At 73.3% G+C, this 18,424-nt stretch carries 15 protein-coding genes; 3 read left to right on the top strand and 12 right to left on the bottom strand.

Annotation, left to right across the window (positions count from 1 at the left end):
• Positions 1-136 precede the first annotated feature (136 nt).
• On the top strand, positions 137-1,810 hold the full coding sequence (locus HHL19_RS30150) for an FG-GAP-like repeat-containing protein (RefSeq protein WP_240981969.1): 1,674 nt from the start codon (positions 137-139) through the stop codon (positions 1,808-1,810).
• 85 nt (positions 1,811-1,895) lie between these two features.
• On the opposite strand, the gene HHL19_RS30145 is transcribed toward HHL19_RS30150, so the two are convergent.
• Entirely contained in the window at positions 1,896-2,738 is an 843-nt protein-coding gene (locus tag HHL19_RS30145; protein ID WP_169093548.1) for a trans-aconitate 2-methyltransferase, read from the bottom strand.
• Positions 2,739-2,899: 161 nt separating this feature from the next.
• Between HHL19_RS30145 and HHL19_RS30140 the strand changes: the two genes are divergently transcribed.
• On the top strand, positions 2,900-3,397 hold the full coding sequence (locus HHL19_RS30140) for a MarR family transcriptional regulator (protein WP_169093547.1): 498 nt from the start codon (positions 2,900-2,902) through the stop codon (positions 3,395-3,397).
• Here HHL19_RS30140 and HHL19_RS30135 read toward each other — a convergent pair.
• From HHL19_RS30135 to HHL19_RS30095, 9 genes are all read right to left on the bottom strand, one after another.
• The gene (locus HHL19_RS30135) at positions 3,356-4,141 is read right to left on the bottom strand and encodes a response regulator transcription factor (protein ID WP_169093546.1); all 786 of its coding nucleotides are present in this window, start codon (positions 4,139-4,141) and stop codon (positions 3,356-3,358) included. The genes HHL19_RS30140 and HHL19_RS30135 overlap by 42 nt on opposite strands.
• A gap of 231 nt (positions 4,142-4,372) precedes the next feature.
• The gene (gene galK, locus HHL19_RS30130; protein ID WP_169093545.1) at positions 4,373-5,512 is read right to left on the bottom strand and encodes a galactokinase; all 1,140 of its coding nucleotides are present in this window, start codon (positions 5,510-5,512) and stop codon (positions 4,373-4,375) included.
• A complete protein-coding gene (galE, locus tag HHL19_RS30125) occupies positions 5,509-6,504 on the bottom strand; it encodes a UDP-glucose 4-epimerase GalE (protein WP_169093544.1) in 996 nt (331 codons plus the stop codon). Before galE ends, galK begins: the two co-directional genes overlap by 4 nt.
• Complete coding sequence (galT, locus tag HHL19_RS30120; protein WP_169093543.1) at positions 6,501-7,544, bottom strand: galactose-1-phosphate uridylyltransferase; 1,044 nt, start codon at positions 7,542-7,544, stop codon at positions 6,501-6,503. The genes galE and galT overlap by 4 nt, the downstream gene beginning before the upstream one ends.
• Positions 7,545-7,643: 99 nt before the next feature.
• Entirely contained in the window at positions 7,644-8,327 is a 684-nt protein-coding gene (locus HHL19_RS30115) for a response regulator transcription factor (RefSeq protein WP_169093542.1), read from the bottom strand.
• 171 nt (positions 8,328-8,498) lie between these two features.
• Positions 8,499-10,316 (bottom strand): PQQ-binding-like beta-propeller repeat protein, encoded by a 1,818-nt coding sequence (locus HHL19_RS30110; protein ID WP_169093541.1) that lies wholly within the window; start codon positions 10,314-10,316, stop codon positions 8,499-8,501.
• A complete protein-coding gene (locus tag HHL19_RS30105) occupies positions 10,313-12,139 on the bottom strand; it encodes a PQQ-binding-like beta-propeller repeat protein (RefSeq protein ID WP_169093540.1) in 1,827 nt (608 codons plus the stop codon). Before HHL19_RS30105 ends, HHL19_RS30110 begins: the two co-directional genes overlap by 4 nt.
• Before the next feature lie 112 nt (positions 12,140-12,251).
• Positions 12,252-14,060: an ABC-F family ATP-binding cassette domain-containing protein gene (locus tag HHL19_RS30100; protein WP_169093539.1), complete on the bottom strand. Its 1,809-nt coding sequence runs from the start codon at positions 14,058-14,060 to the stop codon at positions 12,252-12,254.
• Positions 14,061-14,136: 76 nt separating this feature from the next.
• On the bottom strand, positions 14,137-15,423 hold the full coding sequence (locus HHL19_RS30095) for an acyltransferase family protein (RefSeq protein ID WP_169093538.1): 1,287 nt from the start codon (positions 15,421-15,423) through the stop codon (positions 14,137-14,139).
• 211 nt (positions 15,424-15,634) lie between these two features.
• On the opposite strand from HHL19_RS30095, the gene HHL19_RS30090 reads away from it, so the two are divergent.
• Positions 15,635-16,600, top strand: a complete 966-nt coding sequence (locus HHL19_RS30090; RefSeq protein WP_169093537.1) for a hypothetical protein — start codon at positions 15,635-15,637, stop codon at positions 16,598-16,600.
• Here HHL19_RS30090 and HHL19_RS30085 read toward each other — a convergent pair.
• Both HHL19_RS30085 and rsmA read right to left on the bottom strand, forming a co-directional pair.
• On the bottom strand, positions 16,597-17,490 hold the full coding sequence (locus HHL19_RS30085; protein ID WP_169093536.1) for a 4-(cytidine 5'-diphospho)-2-C-methyl-D-erythritol kinase: 894 nt from the start codon (positions 17,488-17,490) through the stop codon (positions 16,597-16,599). The two genes, HHL19_RS30090 and HHL19_RS30085, sit on opposite strands and share 4 nt — an antisense overlap.
• Complete coding sequence (gene rsmA, locus HHL19_RS30080; protein WP_169093535.1) at positions 17,487-18,410, bottom strand: 16S rRNA (adenine(1518)-N(6)/adenine(1519)-N(6))-dimethyltransferase RsmA; 924 nt, start codon at positions 18,408-18,410, stop codon at positions 17,487-17,489. Before rsmA ends, HHL19_RS30085 begins: the two co-directional genes overlap by 4 nt.
• Positions 18,411-18,424 lie beyond the last annotated feature (14 nt).

Raw genomic sequence — 18,424 nt, 5'->3', positions numbered from 1 at the left:
ACGTTAGACTCACGCACACATCGGGAGGGGTGTTCGCCCTTCGCACATACACGCCCAAAGTGCGTGGCGAAGGCGTGCGGAAACCGCCCCGGTACCCACATCTTCATGTTCCCCAGGGGGGGATCCTTTGCGTTCCATGTTCTTCGGGCGTGGCCGTCGTATCGCCACGTGCACCGCGCTCGTCCTCTCCGCCGGCATGGTGCTGGCGACCCCCGCGTCGGCCGCCGAGCCGGCGCCGACGCCTTCCGTCAAGAAGGTCGCGCCGTCCTTCACCCCGCCGAAGCTGGTCCGTCCCGACGCCGGCGGCACCGCCCGTGCCCAGGCCGAGCAGGGCACCTCGCCGCTCCTGTCGGACCTGAACCTCGACGGCATCAACGACATGCTCTACCGCGCGGTGGACGGCGAGGTCTACTCGACGGCGGGCGACGAGCCTGTGTCGTTCTACCGCTACGACGACATCGCCAAGGACATCATCCCGATCGGCAACCAGAACGGTGAGGCCGAGCCCGAGGTCCTGGTCCTGTCCGAGAACGGCACGCTGAAGCTCTACCAGGACGTCGACCCGACGGGCACGCCGTACGAGTACACCGTGGGCGGCGGCTGGCAGGCGTACAACAAGATCACCTCGCCCGGTGACGTGAACGGCGACGGCCGGGCCGACGTGGTGGCCCGCGCCAAGGACGGCCAGCTCTACCTGTACCTGGCCACCGGCAGCCCGTCGAAGCCGCTGGGCGGCAAGATCCCCGTCGGCGGCGGCTGGAACGCCTACGACCAGCTGGTCGGCGCCGGCGACGTCAACGGCGACGGCAAGGCCGACCTGTACGGCCGCAAGGCCGACGGCCAGCTGTACTTCTACTTCGGCACGGGCTCCACGACCCGTCCGTTCGAGACCCGCAAGCTGATCGGCGGCGGCTGGCAGACCTACAACCAGATCCTCCCGGCGGGCCAGGACGGCTCCCTGTGGGCGCGGGACAACAAGGGTGCGCTGTTCTTCTACGTGCCGAAGGGCGACGGCACCCTGAACGGCCGCCAGAAGGTCTCCGAGGACGGCGCGTTCGCGGGCATCGAGCAGTTCGCGCTCGGCGGCAACATCCCGTACACCGGCAAGGACGGCCTGATGGCCCGCGACGGCGCCGGCACGCTGTGGTTCTACGGCAGCTCGACCACCGGCCGGCTGACCAAGCGCCAGGCGATCAGCGACACCGGCGAGTGGGCGGGCACCACCTGGACGGCCCTGTCCTCGCTGAACGCGGACGGCCGGGCCGACGTCCTGCAGAAGCTGAACGGCGATCTGTACGTCGAGATGCTGTACATCGGCGGCGGCTGGGGCGGCTTCAACGCCTTCGTCGGCGCGGGTGACCTGAGCGGCGACGGCAAGGGCGACCTGCTGGCCCGCGACAGCTCCGGCGTCCTGTACCTGTACAGGGGTAACGGCGAGGGCGACGCCTTCGCCTCGCGGATCCGGGTCGGCGCCGGCTGGGGTGTGTACAACAAGCTGTTCGGCGCCGGTGACTACAACGGTGACGGCAAGACCGACCTGCTCGCCCGCACCACCGGCGGCGTCCTGTACCTGTACGCGGGCACCGGCAGCGCCACCGCTCCGTTCGCGGGCCGGAAGGAGATCGGCTCCGGCTGGAACACGTACAAGCACCTGGCCGCGGCCGGCGACCTCAACGCCGACGGCAAGGGCGACATCGTCGGCGTCACCTCCGGCGGCGACCTGTACACCTACCTGAACACGCTGCCGGGCAAGTTCTCCGGCCGTTCGCTCTACGGCCCGGGCTTCCAGATCTTCAACCAGATCTCCTAGTCCCCGGCGCCCCGTCGGCCGCCCCCGCACCGGTTCCTCCGGCGCGGGGGCGGCCGCGTTTCCAGGCCCCGTCCCAGGCCCCGTCTCAGGCGGGTTTTCGGGCGATGGCGAAGACGCGGCGGAAGGGGAAGATCGTGCCGTCCGGGCCCGGGGGGTAGGCCTCGCGGAGGAGGTCGCGGTACTGGGCGAGGAAGGCGTCGACGGCTTCCCGGTCGTCGCCGAGGGCGGTGAGGACGGGGCGCAGGGCGGTGCCCTTGACCCAGTCGAGGACGGGGTCCTCGCCCTGGAGGAGCTGGCAGTAGACGGTCTCCCAGACATCGGTCTCGCAGCCGAGGGCGGTGAGGCGGGTGAGGTAGTCGGGGGCTTCGAGGATGTGGACGAAGCGGCGGCCCTGGCCGGCGAGGCGGGCGCGCCATTCGGGGCGGGCGCAGAGTTCGCCGAGGAGGGCGTGGCTGGGGGAGGTGAAGTTGGCGGGGACCTGGAAGGCGAGGACGCCGCCGGGGCGCAGGCCGTCGATCCAGGCGGCGAAGGACTCGGGGTGGTTGGGGACCCACTGGAGGGCGGCGTTGGAGACGATCAGGTCGTAGGGCTCGGCGGGGGTCCAGTGGGCGGCGTCGGCGGCGCGGAAGTCGAGCCAGCCGCCGCCGGCGGTGGTGCCGGACCAGTCCTTCTCGGCCTGTTCGAGCATCTCGGGCGAGAGGTCGAAGCCGGTGATGTGGGCATCGGGCCAGCGGTCGGCGAGGAGGGCGGTGACGTTGCCGGGTCCGCAGCCGAGGTCGGCGATGCGGGCGGGGCGCCCGTGGTCGGGGAGGCGCGGTATTCGGTGGAGGAGGTCGAGGAAGGGGCGGGTGCGGTGGGTGGAGTGGCGGAGGTACTGGTGCGGATCCCAGACCGGTGCGGCTGAATCGACGGACGGCACGGAATGCATGTTCGAAGCCCCCTTGCAGGTGTGAGTCGGCGAAACGGAACCGGTTCCGGCCGGGTCCCTTCCCCACCTTTCGGCCAAATATATCTCGATATCAAGATTCATGAGATAGAGAAACTTGACCCCAAGAGACTTTATGTCAACAGACCCACTACACTGATCACATGGAGGACGAGGTCGACCGGCTGGTCGCTGCATGGCGCCGAGAGCGCCCGGACCTCGACGTGGAGCCGTTGGAGGTCCTCAGCCGCGTCTCCCGGCTGGCCCGGCACCTCGACCGCGCCCGCCGGCTCGCCTTCTCGGAGCACCAGCTGGAGCCCTGGGAGTTCGACGTCCTCACCTCCCTGCGCCGCGCCGGAGCCCCGTACCAGCTCTCCCCCGGCCAGCTCCTCACCCAGACCCTGGTCACCTCGGGCACCATGACCAACCGCATCGACCGGCTCACCAAGAAGGGCCTGGTCGAGCGGCTCCCCGACCCCAGCGACCGGCGCGGCGTGCTCGTCCGCCTCACCCCCGAGGGACGCGACCGCGCCGACGAGGCGCTCGCCGGGCTGCTCGCCCAGGAGCGGGCCATCCTCGCCCAGCTCTCCCGCCCCCAGCGCGCCGAACTCGCCACCCTGCTACGCCGGCTGACCGCCCCGTTCGACAACGTCCCCGGCTAGGACCGGCGCCGGCAGCGGCGCAGGGCCCACGCCCGCCCGCCGGGCCAGCGCCACCGCCGCGAGCGTCGAGTGGACGCCCAGCTTCCCCAGCACGTTCTGCATGTGCGTGCGGACCGTGTGCGGGGAGAGGAAGAGGCGCTCCGCCACCGCCTTGCGGCCCAGGCCCGCCACCATGCACCGCAGCACCTCCCGCTCGCGCGGGGTCAGCGACTCCACGAGCCGCTCGCTCTCCGTCCGGTGCCGCCGGGCCGCCGTCAGCTCCCGCAGCACCCCGGTCAGCAGCGCCGGCGGCAGATGCGTCTCGTCCCGCAGCACCCCCCGCACCACGGCGAGCAGCCGCTGGAGCGAGGAGTCCTTCGCCACCCAGCCGGAAGCCCCCGCCTGCAGCGCGAGCGCGGCCCGGCGGGCGTCGTCCCTCTCGGCGAGCACGACCGTGCGCACCGCGGGCTGGGCCTTGCGCACCCCCGCGACCAGCGCGATCCCGTCCACGGCGGGCTCGCCCTCACGAGGGGGCGGTACGGCCGCGGGCCCGGGCGGCACGCCCAGATCGGCGTCGACGAGCAGCACGTCGAACCGGCGCCCCTCCGCGACCCCCCGGTCCAGACAGCGCATGGCGGCGGGACCCGTACCCGCCGCGGCGACGTCGACGTCCGGCTCGGCCGCGAGCGCGGCGGCCAGCGACTCGGCGAAGACGCGGTGGTCGTCCACCACCAGGACCCGGATTCGTGCCACGGACACCCCCAAGTGTCGAGGAGAGACCGGCGCGGTACGACGCCGGAGGGCGGGTCCGTCGGGCACACGGCCGCCGCCGTGACCAGACTGCTACCCCGCTCCCGGCGCCGTACCCGACGGGTCTCGCTCCCCTGAACGGCACCGGCCCCCACCGGCGCTGCCCACAGAGTAGGGGCGGGGCGGCACGGTGGGGGCCGAATGGCGGAAGTGTCCGAAGTCGACCGTCCGTGTGAACGATCGCGGTCAGAGGCGGCGGGCGCCCGCCGAGGGGACGGCCGGGAAGATTCCCGGCTCCGCGTACCCGGCGCCCGCGAAGGCCCTGCGGACCGCCGCCGCGACGTCCTCCGCCCGGTCCGCCTCCACCAGGACCACCGCCGAGCCGCCGAAGCCGCCGCCGGTCATCCGGGCGCCGAGCGCCCCGGCCGCGTTCGCCGCCTCGACCACCAGGTCCAGCTCCGCGCAGGAGACCCGCAGGTCGTCCCGGAGCGAGGCGTGGCCCTCGGTGAGGAGCGGGCCGACCTCCCGGGTCGCGCCGGCGTCGAGCAGGTCGATCACCCGGACCACCCGGTCGTTGTCCGAGACCACGTGCCGGACGTACCGCAGAATCGTCCCGTCGCTCAGACGGTCGAGCGCGGCGGGCAGATGCGCGGCGTCGACCTCGCGCAGGGTGCGCACCCCGAGCGCCCGCGCGCCCGCCTCACAACCGGCGCGCCGTTCCGCGTACGCGCCGTCCCCGAGGGCGTGCTTCACCCGGGTGTCGACGACGAGCAGCGCGAGCCCCTCGGCGGCGAGGTCGAAGGGCACCTGGCGGCAGGACAGGTCCCGGGTGTCCAGGTGGAGGGCGTGGCCCTCCTCGGCGCAGGCGGAGGCCATCTGGTCCATGACGCCGCAGGGCACGCCGACGAAGGCGTTCTCGGCGCGCTGGGCGATCCGGGCCAGCTCGGGCCGGGTGAGCCCGAGGCCGAAGAGGTCGTTCAGGGCGAGGGCGGTGACGACCTCCAGGGCCGCCGAGGAGGAGAGCCCGGCGCCGGTCGGCACGGTGGAGGCGAGGTGCACGTCGGCGCCGGTCACCGGGTGCCCGGCCTCCCGCAGCGCCCAGACGACCCCGGCCGGGTAGGCGGCCCAGCCGCCGCCGGAGAGGGGTTCGAGGTCGGCCACGTCGAGCTGGACGATCCCGCCGTCGATGTCGCCGGAGTGCAGCCGCAGGACGCCGTCGTCGCGGCGGGAGACGGCGGCGACGGTGGTGTGCGGGAGGGCGAGCGGCAGCACGAAGCCGTCGTTGAAGTCGGTGTACTCGCCGATGAGGTTGACCCGCCCGGGGGCGGCCCAGACCCCGTCGGGCGCGGCGCCGTACAGCGCCTCGAAGCCGGCGGCGACGCTCATGCGCCCTCCTCCTCGTGTCGGTGCCGGGCGAAGGCCCAGGCGTCGGCGACGACGGCCGCCAGGTCGGGTCGGGACGGGGTCCAGCCGAGCCGCTCGCGGGCGGTGTCGGCGGAGGCGACGAGGACGGCCGGGTCGCCGGGGCGGCGCCCGGCGGCGGCCTCCGGGATCGGGTGGCCGGTGACCTTGCGGGCGGTCTCGATCACCTCGCGGACGGAGAAGCCGTTGCCGTTGCCGAGGTTGCAGATCAGGTGCTCGCCGGCGGGCACGGTGCCGCCGGTCATGGCGTCGAGGGCGAGGAGGTGGGCCTCGGCGAGGTCGGCGACGTGGATGTAGTCGCGGACGCAGGTGCCGTCGGGGGTCGGGTAGTCGTCGCCGTAGACGGAGATGGCCCCGCGCCGGCCGAGGGCGACCTGGAGGACGAGCGGGATGAGGTGCGACTCGGGGTCGTGGCGTTCGCCGAGCCCGCCGTAGGCCCCGGCTACGTTGAAGTAGCGCAGCGAGGCTGCGGCGAGGCCGTGGGCGGCGCACTCGCCGGTGATCATGTGGTCGACGGCCAGCTTGCTCGCCCCGTAGGGGCTGGTGGGGGCGGTGGCGGCGGCCTCGGTGATCGGGACGGCCGCCGGCTCGCCGTAGGTGGCGGCGGTGGAGGAGAAGACCAGCCTGCGGACGCCGGCCGCGCGCATCGCGCCGAGCAGCGCCATGGTGCCGCCGACGTTGTTCTCCCAGTACTTCTCCGGTTGGGCGACGGACTCGCCGACCTGCGAGTACGCGGCGAAGTGCAGGACGCCGTCGTAGGAGCCGTCGAGCCAGCGGGCGGCGTCCTGGACGCGGCCCTCGACGAACTCGGCGCCGGCCGGGACGCCCTCCCGGAAGCCGGTGGAGAGGTCGTCGAGGACGGTGACCCGGTCCCCCCGCTCCAGGAGGTGGGCGGCGACCGTGCCGCCCACATAGCCCGCCCCGCCCGTGACCAGGTACTTCTTGGCCGTCGTCATGCGCTTGCCACCTCTCGGATGCGCCGGGCCGCGTCCTCCGGCCGGACGTCGTTCATGAACGCGCCCATGCCGGACTCGGTGCCCGCGAGGAACTTCAGCTTGCCGGAGGCGCGCCGGACCGTGAACAGCTCCAGGTGCAGTCCGAAGTCCTCCCGCCGCTCGTCCGTGAACGGCGCCTGGTGCCAGGCGGCGATGTAGGGCGTGGGCGGCTCCGCCGGGCCGAAGATCCGGTCGAAGCGCCTCAAGAGTTCCAGATAGACCTGTGCGAACTCGGTGCGGGCGGCCTCGTCGAGGCCGAGCAGGTCGGGGACGCGCCGCCGGGGGTGGAGGTGGACCTCGTACGGCCACTTGGCGGCGTACGGCACGAAGGCGATCCAGTGCTCGGTCTCCAGGACCACCCGTTCGGCGTCGGCGCGCTCGCGGGCGACGAGGTCGTCGAAGAGGTTCCGGCCGGTCTCCCGGCGGTGTTCGTCGGCGCGGCGGCGCATGAGGGCGGTGCGGGGGGTGACGTACGGGAAGGCGTAGATCTGGCCGTGGGCGTGGGGCAGGGTGACGCCGATCTCCCGGCCCCGGTTCTCGAAGCAGTAGACCTGCTGGACGCCGGGGAGGGCGGAGAGGGCGGCGGTGCGGTCGGTCCAGGCGTCGAGGACGAGGCGGGCCCGCTCCTCGGTGAGGTCGGCGAAAGAGGCGGTGTGGTCGTCGGTGAAGCAGACGACCTCGCAGCGGCCGACGCCGCCGGAGAGGGACGGGAAGCGGTTCTCGAAGACCGCGACCTCGTAGCCCTCCTCGGGGATCTCGCTCTCGCGTCCGTCCCGGGCCGGGCAGAGCGGGCAGGCGTCGGCCGGCGGGAGGTAGGTGCGGGTCTGCCGGTGGGAGGCGACGGCGACGTGGTCGCCGGTCAGCTCGTCGTACCGGATCTCCGAGCGGGAGGTGACGGGGGCGAGGGGGCGCGGGTCGACGGCGGTGCGGACGAGGTCGTCGCGGCTGTCGTAGTAGATGAGCTCGCGCCCGTCGGCGAGCGTGGTGACGGTCTTCTTCACGGGGTGCCCTCCGGGCGCGAACAAACAGAACCACGCACAAAGAACCACAACCGAACATCGGGGTCAAGGGTGCGACCCCGCAGGACCCTCCGTGGAACGTCAGTACGCCGTACGCGGCCGCGGCACCGCCCGGTCGAGCAGCCCGGTCCGCGCCGCCAGCGCCGCCGCTTCGAGGCGCGACCCGACGCCCAGCTTCATCAGCACCCGCTGCACATGCGTCCGCGCCGTGCTCGGCGCGATCCCCATCCCCGCCGCGATCAGCCGGGTGTCGTCGCCCTCCGCGACCCGCACCAGGACCTCCACCTCCCGGTGGGTCAGCAGCGCGAGGAGCCGCTGCGCCTCGTCGTCCGGCTGCGCCGCCGGGTCGAGGAGCTCCGCGAAGGCCCCGGCGAGCAGCTGCGGCGCCACGGCGGCCTCCCCCGCCCGCGCCTTCAGCAGGGCCCGCTCGACGCCCTCGATCCGCTCGTCGTGCCGGACGTACCCGGACGCCCCGGCAGCGAAGGCGGCGGCGATCCCGCGCGGCGACGGCACCGGGCCGAGGACGACCACGGCCACCTGCGGCCGCTCCCGCTTGATCCGCGCGACCGGCTCGAAGGCCCCGGCGGCGGCCGGTGCCGCCGTGCCGAAGAGGCACACCTCGGGGGCCCGGCCCACCACGACCTCCGCCGCCCCGGCGGCCGGCGCGGCCGCCGCGAGCACCCGGTGCCCGCGCAGCTTCAGCGCCGAGGCGAGCGCCTCCGCGTGCAGGCGGTGGTCGTCCACGACCACGAGCCGAACGCCCATCCCGTCATCCCCCATCCCCCGGGCGCACCGTCCCCCGGCACTTCTGATCCCGGCAAGCTACACGCTCCCCCGCCCCACGGTCCGTCAACCGCCGCCGCCCGAAAGGGGGAAGCGGACGCGCGAAGGGCCTCCCCGGTGTCCCGGGGAGGCCCTTCGCGCGGGTCGCGGACGTCAGCCCTTGGTGCTGAACGAGACCGCGAGGTACCTCTTGTCGAGGGCGGAGCCGGAGGACTCCCTCGGCTTGTTGGCGTAGGTGCCGGAGATGAAGAACCGACCGTCGGCGTAGAGGAGTTCGGCGCCGGTGATCGAGAAGCTGCCCTCGATGGACCGGTTCGCCTTGTCCGAGGGGTTCTCCAGGAGCAGCGTCGACTTCATCGTGCCCGCGTGGACGGAGACGAGCTGCCCGCCCTTGTCGTACGGGGGCACCTTGTACGCGATGAGGTCGCCGCCGTCCATGCGCAGCGGCATCAGCACGTAGCCGTCGCCCGCGTCGGCCTTCTCCGGCGCCATCTTGCCGTCGGCGAGGCTGAAGGCCACGATCTCGTTGGTCTTGTCCTTGTACTCGCCGGTGGAGCCCTCGTGCTCCTCGGTCGGCAGGTAGAGCCGGTCGTCGCCGACCAGCGCCTGCGAGCACTCCTCCACCGAGGTGGCGCCGCACTCGGCCGCGTAGCGGTCCGGGTCGGCCGTGATCTTGGTCCGCAGCTTGCCGGTCTTCTCGTCGATGGAGAAGAAGTCCGAGACGCTGCTGCCGTCGTCGGCGGCGTCGCCGACGTTGGCCGCGACCACCAGCGGCTTGGTGGAGACGACCGACGTGTAGTCCACGCCCTGCGGCATCTTGAACTCGGAGAGCGGCTTGCCCGACTTCGGGTCCAGGTTCTGGACGGTGATGGTCTGGGCGCCGTACTTGCCGCACTTGCGGACCGCGACGAGGCCGGCGCCGCCGCCGTACCCCATGTCGTAGCAGCCCTGGTCGTTGGACTGCGGCTTCCAGAGCACCTTGCCGGTGGCCGCGTCGAAGGCCGCGCCGCCGTCGGTGCCGCCGGCCGCGACGGTGCCGCCGCCGAGCGTCACCTCGCTGAAGCGGGCCTTCGCGTCGCCGCCGCCGCTGACGGAGGCGGACCAGAGGAGCTTGCCGGTGTTCAGGTCGAGCATGCCGACCTGGTTGCAGCTCTGGTAGTAGCGGGGCGCGACGCGCTTCTTCTCCTCGAAGAGGATCGGCACCTTGTTGTCCTCGGTCTTGTGCCGGGACGCGCCGCAGACCTGGCCGGCCAGCGGGATCGTCCAGGAGACCGTGCCCTTGTCGATGTCGTAGCCGACGACCGAGTTGACGCCCGTCTTCACGAAGGTCTTGTCGGTGAGCCAGGAGCCGTCGACGGGCGTGGTGTCGGGCACCTTCGGCACGTCGATGCGGAAGGCGAGGCGGGCGCCGGTCTTGCCGCCCGGCTTCTCCTTGCCGTTGCCGCCGAGGCCGTTGCCGGCGCCGCCGTCACCGCCACCGTCACCGCCGCCGTTCGGGGACTGGCTGGTGCCGCCGACGGGCTTGGCGTCCGGGGGCGTGTCCGAGCCGGAGTTGGCGTACCAGATGCCGACGCCGACGATCACCGCGACGGCCACGGCCGCCGCGACGACGATCTGCGCCTGCGCGGACAGCTTCCGGCGGCCGCCCGGGGCGGCGGCCGGGACCTGCTGCTGCGGCGCGGTCGGGTAGCCGTACGGCTGCTGCGGCTGGTTCGGGTAGCCGTACGGCGGCGGAACCGGCTGCTGGTACGGCTGGCCCTGCTGCGGGGGCTGCTGGTACTGGGGGGCCTGCGGGGCCTGCTGCGGGTAGCCGTAGCCGGGCTGGCCCTGCGGGGCCTGCGGGTGGCCGTAGCCGGGCTCGCCCTGCGGCGGCGGGGGCGTCGGCGCGCCGAAGCCGCCCGGCGGCGGGCCGGGGGGCTGGTTCGGAGGCTGGTTCGGCGGCTGGTTCGGAGGCGGGGGCGGCTGGGTCACTTGCTGAAGCCCATCATCGTCTTGGTCTCCTTCTCCTCGGCGTCGTTGCTCGCCGAGACCCGGCCCGCCGCGATCACGAAGGTGCCGTTGCCGTAGGCGTAGCCCGCGCTGAAGAAGCTGCTCTCGATCTGCGCGACCGAGACGGGGTGCTTGAGGAGGATCTTCGGCGCGCCGCCGGCCGGGGCGATCGTCGCGACCGCGCCGCCCTTGTCGTACTTGGGCGCGACGTAGGCGAGGACCTCGCCGCCCTCCATGCCCAGCGGCGACATGTGCTGCTGGTCGGGGGCCTTCGAACGCCACTTCGGCTTGCCGGTGTTCAGGTCGAAGGCGACGATCTCGTTGGAGGTGCCGTAGGAGGTGTCGGTCGCCATGTAGAAGGTGTCGCCGCCGGCGGCGACGCCGGTGCAGCCCTGGAGCTTGCGGCCGAAGATGATCAGGCCGCCGCCGCAGCGCGGGGCGAACTTGTCCTTGCCGCCCTGGATCTCGGAGCGGACCTTGCCGTCCGGCTTGAGCGCGACGACGGACCACTTCTTCTGCTCGCGCTGGAAGGCGGAGACGACGAGCGGGTTCACCGAGTAGACCTTGTCGACCTCCCAGGTGGCGGCCAGCCGGTAGGTCCACTTGGCCTTGCCCGTGGCGGGGTCGACCTCGCTGATCGTGTGCTGTTCCTTCTTCACGTCGGCGGTGCGGCACTGGCTGGCGGCGACCAGCTTGGTGGCGTCGCCGGCGTAGGCGTACGGCTTGCAGTCGCCGGTGGGGCCGGTGAAGAGCTGCTTGCCGTCGGTGAGGGAGAAGCCGTAGGCGCTGCTGCTACCGGCCGCGGTGACCGTGTTGCCGCCGATGGCGAGGGTGTTGTCGGAGAAGGCGAAGAGGCCCTGCGGCTTCGGGACGGCCTTCTTCCAGCCCGCCTTGCCGGACTTGAGGTCGATCTGCTGGAGCATCGTGCACTTGGCGTTGTCCTTGGCACTCTCCTCGTACCCGAAGACCATGAGGCCGTCGGCGCCGGGCTGGGCCGGGGCCGCGCACAGCTTGAACGGCAGGTCGACCGACCACTTCTTGGTGCCGTCGGCCAGGGAGTAGCCGGAGACGCCCTTGTACATCGCCTTGACGACGGTGTCGCCGACGATCCAGGGGCCGAAGACCTCGGAGCCGTTGCGGGGCAGGTCGACGTCGTTGGTGGTGAGGAAGTTGACCTTCGCCTCGCCCTCCTGGCGGGCCGCGTTGAGGTCGTCCTCGCCGCCCTTGTCGCCGTCGCCGGAGCCGTCGCCCTCGTCGACCGACTCGGTCGGCTTGGGGCCGGTGGTGGCGCTGGAGCTGCTCGTCGGCGTCTGCGCGACGGTCGGCTTCTCGTCGTCACCGCCGCCGACGACGGCCCAGGTGGTGACACCGGCGACGAGCACGGCGGCGGCCGCGACGATCGCGACGAGACCGGTGCGGCCCTTGAACGGGCCCCCGCCGGAACCGCCGGCCGGGGCGGGCGCGCCCGGGTACATCGGCTGGGTCTGGCCCGGGTAGCCGCCGTAGGGGCCGGCCTGCTGCCCGTACGGACCCGGCTGCTGCGGCTGGCCGTACGGCCCCGGCTGCTGGGGCTGGTTCGGGTAGCCGTACGGCGGCGGGACCGGCTGCTGGTGCTGCGGCGGCTGGTTCGGGTAGCCGTAGCCGGGCTGGCCCTGCGGGGCCTGCGGCGGCTGGCCGGGCGCCTGCGGCGGGACCGGCGGCATCTGCGGCGGCTGCGCCGGCGGGACGGGCGGCATGCCGCCCTGGTTCGGATCCTGGGGAGCTCCGAAGCCCCCCGGCGGCTGGTTGCTGGGCGGCTGGGTCATCAGCGCTTCCCCCTTGCTGTGAGCGGGTTTTCTTTCTACCACTCACCCGGTGGCGCAAAAGCGACCGGTCCATCCCTTGTGCCCAAGGGAGGACCGGTCCGTGATGCCCTCGTTATGCGTTCTCCGCCAGTTCGAGCCAGCGCAGCTCCAACTCTTCACGTTCTCCGGAAAGTTCTCGCAACTCGGCGTCGAGCTTCGCGACCTTCTCGAAATCGGTCGCGTTGTCGGCGATCTGCGCGTGCAGCTTCGTCTCCCGCTCGGAGAGCTTGTCGAGCTGCCGCTCGACCTTCTGGAGCTCCTTCTTCGCGGCGCGGGCGTCGGCCGCGGAGACGCCGGCCTTCTGCTGCGGGGCGGCCGCGGGGGCGGGCGCCGGGGCGGCCTCCTCGATCATCCGGCGGCGGCGCTCCAGGTACTCGTCGATGCCGCGCGGCAGCATCCGCAGGGCCCGGTCGCCGAGCAGGGCGAAGGTCCGGTCGGTGGTGCGCTCCAGGAAGAAGCGGTCGTGGGAGATGACGACCATGGAGCCCGGCCAGCCGTCGAGGAGGTCCTCCAGCTGGGTCAGGGTCTCGATGTCGAGGTCGTTGGTGGGCTCGTCGAGGAAGAGGACGTTCGGCTCGTCCATCAGCAGGCGGAGCAGCTGGAGACGGCGGCGCTCGCCGCCGGAGAGGTCGCCGACCGGCGTCCACTGCTTCTCCTTGCCGAAGCCGAACTGCTCGCACAGCTGCCCGGCGGTCATCTCCCGGCCCTTGCCGAGGTCGACCCGGTCGCGGATCTGCTGCACGGCCTCCAGGACGCGCAGCTGGGCGGGGAGCTCGGTGACGTCCTGGGAGAGGTAGGCGAGGCGCACGGTCTTGCCGACGACGATCCGGCCGGCCGGCGGCTGCTTCTCGCCCTGGGAGACGGCGGCATCCGCCAGCGCCCGCAGGAGTGAGGTCTTGCCCGCGCCGTTGACGCCGACGAGTCCGACGCGGTCGCCGGGGCCCAGCTGCCAGGTCAGGTGCTGCAGGAGGGTCTTCGGACCCGCGGTGACGGTCACGTCCTCCAGGTCGAAGACGGTCTTGCCGAGCCGGGCGTTGGCGAACTTCATGAGCTCGGTGGAGTCCCGGGGCTCCGGCACGTCGGCGATGAGCGCGTTGGCCGCCTCGATGCGGAAGCGGGGCTTGGAGGTGCGGGCGGGGGCGCCGCGCCGCAGCCAGGCCAGCTCCTTGCGCATCAGGTTCTGCCGCTTGACCTCCTCGGTGGCGGCGATCCGCTCCCGCTCGGCCCGGGCGAAGACGTAGTCGGAGTAGCCGCCCTCGTACTCGTACACGTCACCGCGCTGCACGTCCCACATGCGGGTGCAGACCTGGTCGAGGAACCAGCGGTCGTGGGTGACGCAGACGAGCGCCGAGCGGCGGGCCTGGAGGTGGCCGGCGAGCCAGGCGATGCCCTCGACGTCCAGGTGGTTGGTCGGCTCGTCGAGGACGAGCAGGTCCTGCTCGTCGATGAGCAGCTTGGCGAGCGCGATGCGGCGGCGCTCGCCGCCGGACAGCGGGCCGATGACGGTGTCGAGGCCGTGCTCGAAGCCGGGCAGGCCGAGCCCGCCGAAGAGGCCGGTGAGCACGTCCCGGATCTTGGCGCTGCCGGCCCACTCGTGGTCGGCCATGTCGCCGATGACCTCGTGCCGGATGGTGGCCTTCGGGTCGAGCGAGTCGTGCTGGGTCAGCACCCCGAGCCGCAGCCCGCCGCTGTGCGTGACGCGACCGGTGTCGGCCTCCTCCAGGCGCGCCAGCATCCGGATGAGGGTGGTCTTGCCGTCGCCGTTGCGCCCCACGACCCCGATCCGGTCCCCTTCGGAGACGCCGAGCGAGACCCCGTCGAGCAGGGCACGGGTGCCGTACACCTTGCTGACGTTCTCGACATTGACCAGGTTGACGGCCACGTTGACTCCAGTGCGGGGTGATCGATCGACATACCAGGGTACGTCCCCGCGCCCCCGTCGGCCCTGGCCGACCGGGTCAGGGCCGGGAGCGCCCCGGCCGGTCGACCAGGAGCCAGCCCACCAGGGCCATCGCGACCGCCGCCGGGGCGGTCACCCTGACCGCGATCAGGGTGGCGGTGTGGCCCTCCAGGAGGCCGCCGAGGCCGGTCGTCGACAGGCCCAGGATCCCCAGGAGGGCGAGGGCGGTGCCGAGCGCGGCGAGCGGTCCGGAGCCGCCGGTGCGGGGGACGGGGGAGGGCGCCTCGAAGCGGCGGAAGACCGCGACGAGGAGCGCGGTCAGCGCGGCCGCCGCGAGGAGCCTGAGCGGCAGCTGCGCCCACCAGGCGGCGGTCGCCGGGGCCGGGAGCCGTACGCCGAGCGCGAGCATCGCGCCGTACACGCCGAGCATCGCCGTCAGGTGCCACAGGAACGCCGTCATCGCGATGCCGTTCGCCGCGACCACCGTCCGCCAGACCCGCGCCCGGGCCGCGAACCGCTCCCCCGGGCCGCGCAGCAGCTCCACCGCGCCGATCAGCCACAGGCCGTGGCAGAGCAGGGCAAGGGTCGGCGGGGCCATGTTCGACACCTTCTCGCCGGGCATCCCCACCATGGACAGCGGATACGGGCCGAAGGCCACCAGCAGGCCCGCGCCCGCGAGCCCCGCCGCCGCGAGGAGCGCCGGCCGCCGGATCATGCCGTCGGCCCGCAGGAAGCCCAGCTGGTGCACGGCCAGCCACACGAACGCGAAGTTCAGGAACTCGACGTACGGGACGCCGGCGGCGAAGCGCGCCACGTCGACGAGGACGGCGGCGGCCGCGAGCCCCGCGAAGGCGCCCCAGCCGTACCGCTCGTGCGCCCGCAGCAGCGGCGGGGTGAACGCGACCATGGCGAGGTAGATCCCGATGAACCACAGCGGCTGCGTGACGAGCCGCAGCGCGACGCCGGTCAGCCCGCCGTCGGCCCCCGCCACCTGGAGGACGAGCGCCGCCGCGCCCCACACCGCGACGAACACCATCGTCGGCCGCAGCAGCCGGCGCAGCCGGGCCCGCAGGAAGTCCGCGTACCGGGGGCGGGAGCGGTGGGCGAGGGCGTGCGCGAAGCCGCCCACGAAGAAGAACACCGGCATCACCTGGAGCGCCCAGGTCGCCGCCTGGAGCTCCGGCACGACGGCCAGCAGGTTCCCGACGCCGCCGTCCTGGGTCACGGCCGCCATGAGCCAGTGGCCGAGGACGACGACCCCGAGCGAGACGACCCTCAGCAGGTCCACATACCGGTCCCGGCTCGTCGGCGTGCCCTCGGCAAGCTCCCGCGCGCTGATTTTCATACGGGCAGGGTCCCGTGCCCGCCTCCGGCCCGACAGGGCTCGGATACTCAGCCGGCCCCTGAGTACGGGCCCGGAGCGGGCCACCGGACAGTGCCAACCGGCCCCATGCCGTCGGCCACGCGGGCGACCTCACGGCCGGGGCTGCCGGAGGCTCCGGCCGCGAGCCGTCAGCTTCTCCTCGGACCCACCACCCCGCCCCGAGGAGAGACCCATGTCCGGACATCCACGCCTGGCCGCCGTCGCCGGTGCCGCCGTCGCGCTCACCGTGCTCGCCGCCGGCCCCGCCTCGGCCGGCGATCCGGCCGTCACCGATCCCCGCGTCGTCGCCCACTTCACCGGCGCCGGTGAGAACGCGGAGAACATCGCCCTGGAACCCGACGGCTCCGCCGACATCACCTTCGCCTTCGCCCGCAAGGTCGTCCGCGTCACCCGGCAGGGCGTCACGACGCCCGTCGCCACCCTGCCCGACGTGCCGGACGCGCAGACGCCCGTCGGCGGGGCCGTCGTCCTCGGCATCGCCCGGGCCCACGACGGGACCCTGTACGTCAACTACGCCACCGGGACCGAGAAGACGGGCATCTGGCGCATCCCGCCCGGCGGCGGCACGCCGGAGCAGATCGGGTTCTTCCCGGCCGGCGCCTTCCCCAACGGCCTCGCCCTCGACGAGAAGTGCGGCACCCTCTACACCGCCGACAGCCTGCTCGGCACGGTGTGGAGCCTCCCGGTGACCGGCGGCGAGCCCACGGCCTGGGCCACCGGGGCCGCGCTCGAACCCACCGCCGAGCTCCCCTTCGGCGCCAACGGCCTCAAGATCCACGACGGCGCCGTCTGGGTGTCCAACTCGGCCCGGGGCACCCTGCTCCGCGTCCCGTTCCGCCAGGACCGGACCGCCGGCCCGGTCGAGACCCGGGCGACCGGGCTGACCTTCATCGACGACTTCGCCTTCACCGGACACGGCGACACGGTCCTCGCCGCGCTGCTCACGGCGGACAAGCTGGAGCTCGTACGGCCCGACGGCACCCACAAGACCGTGCTCACCGCCACGGACGGCCTCGACAACCCGACCTCGGTGGCGGTCCGCCACAAGACCGTCTACGTGAACAGCGCGGCCTTCTTCAACACGCTGGACCCGGACCCGAACCTGCTCCTGGCCACGCTCTCCAAGAACAAGCTCTAGACGAGCGTCGCGCCCGGCGCCGGGGAGGTCGCGGTGTGGGTGGCGCGGCAGGTGCCGGAGGCGCGCAGCGCCCGCGCCACCTGGTCCGCCGCCTCCGCGTCCTTCACCAGGAACGCCGTCGTCGGGCCCGAGCCGGAGACCAGGGCCGCCAGGGCGCCGGCCTCGGTGCCGGCCGTGAGGGTGGCGGCGAGGGAGGGGCGCAGGGAGAGCGCCGCGGGCTGGAGGTCGTTCGACAGGGCGGCCGCCAGGGCCCTGGTGTCGCCGGAGGACAGGGCGTCCAGGAGCACCGGGGAGGCCGCCGGCTCCGGGATCTCGACGCCCTCCGCGAGGCGGTCGAACTCGCCGTACACCGCGGGGGTCGACAGGCCGCCGTCGGCGACCGCGAAGACCCAGTGGAAGGGCCCGGCGACCGGCAGTTCCGTCAGCTTCTCGCCGCGGCCGACGCCGAGCGCCGCCCCGCCGACGAGGCTGAACGGCACGTCGGAGCCGAGCTCGGCGCAGATCTCCAGGAGGACCTCGCGCGGGGTGTCCAGGCCCCACAGCGCGTCGCAGGCGAGCAGCGCGCCGGCGCCGTCCGCGCTGCCGCCGGCCATGCCGCCGGCGACCGGGACGGCCTTGGCGATGTGGAGGTGGACGTCCGGGGAGATGCCGTGCCGGGCGGCGAGGAGTTCCGCTGCGCGCGCGGCCAGGTTGGTGCGGTCGAGCGGCACCTTGTCGGCGTCGGGGCCCTCGCAGGTGATCGTCAGCCCGTCGGCGGGGGTGGCGGTCACCTCGTCGTAGAGGGAGACGGCGAGGAAGACGTTGGCCAGGTCGTGGAAGCCGTCGGGGCGGGCCGCGCCCACCGCGAGCTGGACGTTGACCTTGGCCGGTACGCGTACGGTCACGCTCACCGCTGCTCCGCCTCCGGCTTGGTCTCCGCCGTCGGCTCGGTCTCCGCCGCGGGCTTGTTCTCGGCGATCCGGGCGAACTCCTCGACCGTCAGCGCCTCGCCGCGCGCCTGCGGCGAGATCCCGGCCTTCACCAGCGCCTCCTCGGCGGCAGCCGGGGAGCCCGCCCAGCCGGCGAGGGCGGCCCGGAGGGTCTTGCGGCGCTGCGCGAAGGCCGCGTCGACGACCGCGAAGACCTCCGCCTTGGTGGCGGTGGTGGCGATCGGCTCGGTGCGGCGCACCAGGGAGACGAGGCCGGAGTCGACGTTGGGCGCGGGCCAGAAGACGTTGCGGCCGATGGACCCGGCGCGCTTGACCTCGGCGTACCAGTTCGCCTTGACGGAGGGGACGCCGTACACCTTGTTGCCCGGTCCGGCGGCGAGCCGGTCGGCGACCTCGGCCTGGACCATGACGAGGGTCCGCTCGATGGTCGGGAAGCGGTCGAGCATGTGGAGCAGGACGGGCACGGCCACGTTGTACGGGAGGTTGGCGACGAGCGCGGTCGGCGCCGGGCCCGGCAGCTCCTGGACGAGCATGGCGTCGGAGTGGACCAGCGCGAAGCGGTCCTCGCGCTCCGGCATGCGCGCGGCGATCGTCGACGGCAGCGCGGCGGCCAGGATGTCGTCGATCTCGACGGCGGTCACCCGGTCGGCGGCCTCCAGGAGCGCCAGGGTGAGGGAGCCGAGTCCGGGCCCCACCTCGACGACCACGTCGTCCGGGCGTACGCCCGCGGTGCGGACGATGCGCCGGACGGTGTTGGCGTCGATGACGAAGTTCTGGCCCTTCTGCTTCGTGGGGCGCACGCCGAGGGCGGCGGCCAGCTCACGGATGTCGGCGGGGCCGAGGAGGGCGTCGGGGCCGTCGGGGCCGGTGGTGGTGCTCACCGGTACAGCCTACG

Source organism: Streptomyces sp. R302 (assembly GCF_012927245.1).
Lineage (GTDB): Bacteria > Actinomycetota > Actinomycetes > Streptomycetales > Streptomycetaceae > Streptomyces.
Note: the sequence above shows the minus strand (reverse complement) of the source record. Positions and strands in the feature narration are given on the sequence as shown.

What these genes read in the sequence shown, in the direction of transcription:
- HHL19_RS30105 (WP_169093540.1), bottom strand. Translation starts at nt 12,139, where the DNA reads ATGACCCAGCCGCCCAGCAACCAGCCGCCGGGGGGCTTCGGAGCTCCC.
- HHL19_RS30090 (WP_169093537.1), top strand. Translation starts at nt 15,635, where the DNA reads ATGTCCGGACATCCACGCCTGGCCGCCGTCGCCGGTGCCGCCGTCGCG.
- HHL19_RS30145 (WP_169093548.1), bottom strand. Translation starts at nt 2,738, where the DNA reads ATGCATTCCGTGCCGTCCGTCGATTCAGCCGCACCGGTCTGGGATCCG.
- HHL19_RS30150 (WP_240981969.1), top strand. Translation starts at nt 137, where the DNA reads ATGTTCTTCGGGCGTGGCCGTCGTATCGCCACGTGCACCGCGCTCGTC.
- HHL19_RS30095 (WP_169093538.1), bottom strand. Translation starts at nt 15,423, where the DNA reads ATGAAAATCAGCGCGCGGGAGCTTGCCGAGGGCACGCCGACGAGCCGG.
- HHL19_RS30140 (WP_169093547.1), top strand. Translation starts at nt 2,900, where the DNA reads ATGGAGGACGAGGTCGACCGGCTGGTCGCTGCATGGCGCCGAGAGCGC.
- HHL19_RS30115 (WP_169093542.1), bottom strand. Translation starts at nt 8,327, where the DNA reads ATGGGCGTTCGGCTCGTGGTCGTGGACGACCACCGCCTGCACGCGGAG.
- galK (WP_169093545.1), bottom strand. Translation starts at nt 5,512, where the DNA reads ATGAGCGTCGCCGCCGGCTTCGAGGCGCTGTACGGCGCCGCGCCCGAC.
- galE (WP_169093544.1), bottom strand. Translation starts at nt 6,504, where the DNA reads ATGACGACGGCCAAGAAGTACCTGGTCACGGGCGGGGCGGGCTATGTG.